Here is a 3493-nt window from a genome sequence, read left to right as displayed (position 1 = left end):
GAGCTACAGACACTGCTCGCCCTCTGGACCGGCGCCTGCCCGACCTGCCACCGCGACATACCAGCACCAATACAGACCTGACCAAGCCCTACTAGCTTGCTTCCACTCTCCCGCCTCGAGGTGGTTCGTGGACTCGCTGGTGTTGGGTGACATCTGGCGTTCGACCCGGGTGACGAGGCCGGAAATAGCGGTCGGCTCGGCTCAGCGCCACACCGGCCGATGCCACGAGTGCAAGATCATCTCCGTCCGCCGTTGTAGTCGGACAGTCGGTCCAGGAGTTGCGCCAGGACGCTGAGCTGGGCCTGTTCGTCCGGATTCAGGAGCGTGTCGATGGCCTGTGCGACCCAGTCACGTCTGGCCCTGCGGTCTCGGTCGAGAGCGGCGAGGCCCTGCTGGGTGAGGGTGACCAGGAAGCCGCGGCGGTCTTGCGGATCCTCTCGCCGGGCGATGTAGCCCAGGGCCTCCAGATCCTTCACGGTGCGGCTTTGGCTCTGATGGCGCACGCCGCGCCGCTGGGCCAGGGAGGCGGTCGAGGCGTCGCCTTCGCGGTCGAGCAGGCCCATGGTCGCGGCCAGGGGTGGCGGGAGGGTGTCGGCGTGCGAGCGTGTCGCGCGCACGAACCTGCTGATGGAAGTCCGCAACCGCTCGGCTAGATGATCTTGGTCAACCATGGGTTGACTATACAGTCCGGCTGCAGTTGGACCACCGCGCCAAGGGTGGCAGCAGCGGTGCCGGTGCATCGTCGCCGGACAGGTGCACGAGCACCGCTTCCGGGCCGACTCGACGACGGGGTCTTCGGGCGCCTTCGCGGCCGGCAGTGCGCCGCGCGGTCGGCCACAAAGACATATGCACAGCAAAGCTGTACACTTTTACTGTTTGATCGAGCCCCGACCGTGAACGGAACAGCCATGAAGCTCACGAAGTACGCCCACGCCTGCGTCGCGCTGGAGAAGAACGGATCCAGGATCGTGCTGGACCCTGGCACGTTCACCCCCGATGCGAAGGACGCCGTCACCGGTGCCGCGGCCGTGCTGATCACCCACGAGCACTTCGACCACTTCGACGACACCCTGCTGGCAGCCGCCCTGGGAGCCGATCCCGAACTGCGTGTCTTCGGACCGCGCGCGGTGCTGGACAAGCTCGGCGGACACGGCGGGCGGGTGCGGGCCCTGGCGGCCGGGGACACCCTCGACGTCGACGGCTTCACCGTCGCGGTCCACGGCGAACGCCACGCCACGATCCACACGGACATCCCTCGCGTCGACAACCTCGGCTACCTGATCGATGCGACGCTGTTCCACCCCGGCGACGCCTACTTCGTGCCCGAGGTCCCTGTCGCCACCCTGCTGCTGCCCACCAGCGGGCCCTGGACCAAGCTGGGCGAGGCGGCTGAGTACCTGCGCGCGGTCAAGCCCCACCAGGTGATCCAGATCCACGAACTCATGCTCAGCGACCTGGGCCAGGCCTCCACCCGAAGCATCCTGGCCGGCCTGACCGGCATCGAGGTCACCCTCCTGACCCCCGGCCAGAACATCGACCTGTGAGCACCGGCGACCGGTACCAGGAGGTGGGTTGAGCATGCGTTTCGCCACGATCAGGCAGGGGGACACCCTCACCGGGGCACGCGTCGAGGACGATCGGGTCGTCCTGGTCGACGCCGACAACGCGGTCGACGCCTTCGTACGGCAGGGCCATCTGCGCGACATCGGCGAAGTCGACGCGGCGACTGCTCACTACGCCCGCGTGTCCCCCGACCCCGCGCACATCCTGTGCGTCGGGCTGAACTACCGCAGCCACATCGAGCAACTGGGGCGATCCACACCGCGGTATCCGGCGTTCTTCGCCAAGTTTCCCTCGACCCTGACCGGCCCCCGCGACCGCATCGTGCTGCCTGCCGTCAGCGACCGCATCGAAGGCGAGGTGGAACTCGCCGTGATCATCGGCCGGCCGCTGCACCGCGCCACACCCACGGAGGCCGTGGCCGCCATCGCCGGCTACACCCTGGCCAACGACCTCTCGCTGCGTGACTGGCAGCACCGCACGACCGAAGCCCTGCAAGGCAAGGTCTTCGACCGCTCCACCCCCCTGGGACCGGTGCTCGTGACCCCCGACGAAGTGGACGACGCCGCCGACCTGAAGCTCTCGTTCACCGTCGACGGGATCCCCTGGCAACAGGGGACGACCAGCGACCTGCTGTTCCCCCCAGCTGAACTGATCGCTTACTGCAGCACCTTCCTGACCCTCCAACCCGGCGACGTCATCCTCACTGGAACCCCCGGTACCACCCCCGAAGCCGCAAGCCTGCTCCCAGGACAGACCATGACCACCTCGATCGAGGGCATCGGCAGCGCTATCAACCCCACCGTCTGCGACCCGTCCCCTGACACCCGCCCCGCCTGGGAAGAGAGAAGGCGCCGGTGAACCTGGACACCCCCACCGCGACCTCGGTCACCCGGCCGCGCACTACCCTCGACATGCAGGTTGCCAATCCCGATGTCCTGGGCCTATGGGCCTTCGCGCTGGGCACATTCCTGGGCAACCTCACCGACACCGGCCAGGTCAGCGGCGGCGGCCTGGCTACCGGGGTCGCCATCTTCCTCGGCGGCCTGGCCCAACTCCTGGCCGGGCTGCAGGAATACCACACCCGCACCATCCTCGACGAGTGGGCCTATGCCAATCCCTACCGGACGGAGCAAGAACGCCGCGATGCCTTTCCCGCCTGGCTCCACGGCTACAACCACCACCGCAGACATACCGCATTGCATGGTCAACCGCCCGCCAGCCGCGTCCCGAACCTCACGGGTCAATCCACCTAGGGACCCCTGAGTGTCGGCAAACGATGGCAAGCTCAAGCGGTCAGTGCATCACCGCTGTTCAGAAGGTCAGCGTAGACCTCTGCCGGAGTTCGGTAGCCATGGGTCTTGCGCGGACGGCGGTTGAGCTCGTGGGCGATGGCGTCCAGGTCGGCCTGGCTGAACGTGCGGAGGTCCGCGCCCTTGGGAGGTACTGCCGTAGCAGCCGGTTGGTGTTCTCGTTGGTGCCGCGCTGCCACGGGCTCCGCGGTTTGCAGAGATAGATCGGCATACCCGTCTCGGCGGTGATGGTCTGGTGCCCGGCCATCTCACGGCCTCGGTCCCAGGTGAGCGTGGCCCGTGGCCAGGGCTACCTGGTGGCGGCGGAAGGCGGCTTCGGTGGAGCGGTGGCCGAACTGCGCGGCGACCAGGGCGAAGGCGTGGGTGGTGGCGAGCAGCCGCCCGCGCTCGGTGAGGGGCCCTTCGTCCCGGCGGGCACGCGAAGACCGGTCCCCCGGCCGGTGCACCGAAACCAGCCCGGCCCGGACCCGGCCGCCCACCGGGCGCGAAGAACCGTCGCCCGGCCACCCGCCATAACGTGGGCTTAGAACTCCTAACAGAATGCTGCAACTTGCCTTGGAATGTTGCCGTCTGATGGGACGTTAGCCTGCACATGAGAAGGGGTGAGCAGCTGCCGTGGA

General features: G+C 67.9%; 5 protein-coding genes and 1 pseudogene. 3 read left to right on the top strand and 3 right to left on the bottom strand.

The genetic code is table 11. The features are described from left to right. Positions 1 to 236: 236 nt before the first annotated feature. Positions 237 to 671, bottom strand: a complete 435-nt coding sequence (locus ABZ656_RS57110; RefSeq protein WP_101403299.1) for a MarR family winged helix-turn-helix transcriptional regulator — start codon at positions 669 to 671, stop codon at positions 237 to 239. A 237-nt stretch (positions 672 to 908) separates the two neighbouring features. Here ABZ656_RS57110 and ABZ656_RS57105 point away from each other — a divergent pair, with 237 nt between their 5' ends. The 3 genes from ABZ656_RS57105 to ABZ656_RS57095 are packed head-to-tail and all read left to right on the top strand — an operon-like array spanning position 909 to position 2816. Beyond that, positions 909 to 1544, top strand: coding sequence for an MBL fold metallo-hydrolase (locus ABZ656_RS57105; protein WP_101403298.1), 636 nt, complete (start codon positions 909 to 911; stop codon positions 1542 to 1544). 34 nt (positions 1545 to 1578) lie between these two features. Further along, positions 1579 to 2421 (top strand): fumarylacetoacetate hydrolase family protein, encoded by an 843-nt coding sequence (locus ABZ656_RS57100; protein WP_360280537.1) that lies wholly within the window; start codon positions 1579 to 1581, stop codon positions 2419 to 2421. A gap of 53 nt (positions 2422 to 2474) precedes the next feature. Next, complete coding sequence (locus tag ABZ656_RS57095; RefSeq protein ID WP_101404116.1) at positions 2475 to 2816, top strand: GPR1/FUN34/YaaH family transporter; 342 nt, start codon at positions 2475 to 2477, stop codon at positions 2814 to 2816. Positions 2817 to 2848: 32 nt separating this feature from the next. Here ABZ656_RS57095 and ABZ656_RS57090 read toward each other — a convergent pair. Next, positions 2849 to 3153 (bottom strand): annotated as a pseudogene (locus ABZ656_RS57090) (IS30 family transposase); the annotation flags it as partial. Continuing rightward, a complete protein-coding gene (locus tag ABZ656_RS57085; RefSeq protein ID WP_180362304.1) occupies positions 3122 to 3319 on the bottom strand; it encodes a hypothetical protein in 198 nt (65 codons plus the stop codon). The pseudogene ABZ656_RS57090 and the gene ABZ656_RS57085, both read right to left, overlap by 32 nt. Between the last annotated feature and the right edge of the window lie 174 nt (positions 3320 to 3493).

This window comes from Streptomyces sp. NPDC007095 (genome assembly GCF_040634475.1).
Lineage (GTDB): Bacteria > Actinomycetota > Actinomycetes > Streptomycetales > Streptomycetaceae > Streptomyces.
Note: the sequence above shows the minus strand (reverse complement) of the source record. Positions and strands in the feature narration are given on the sequence as shown.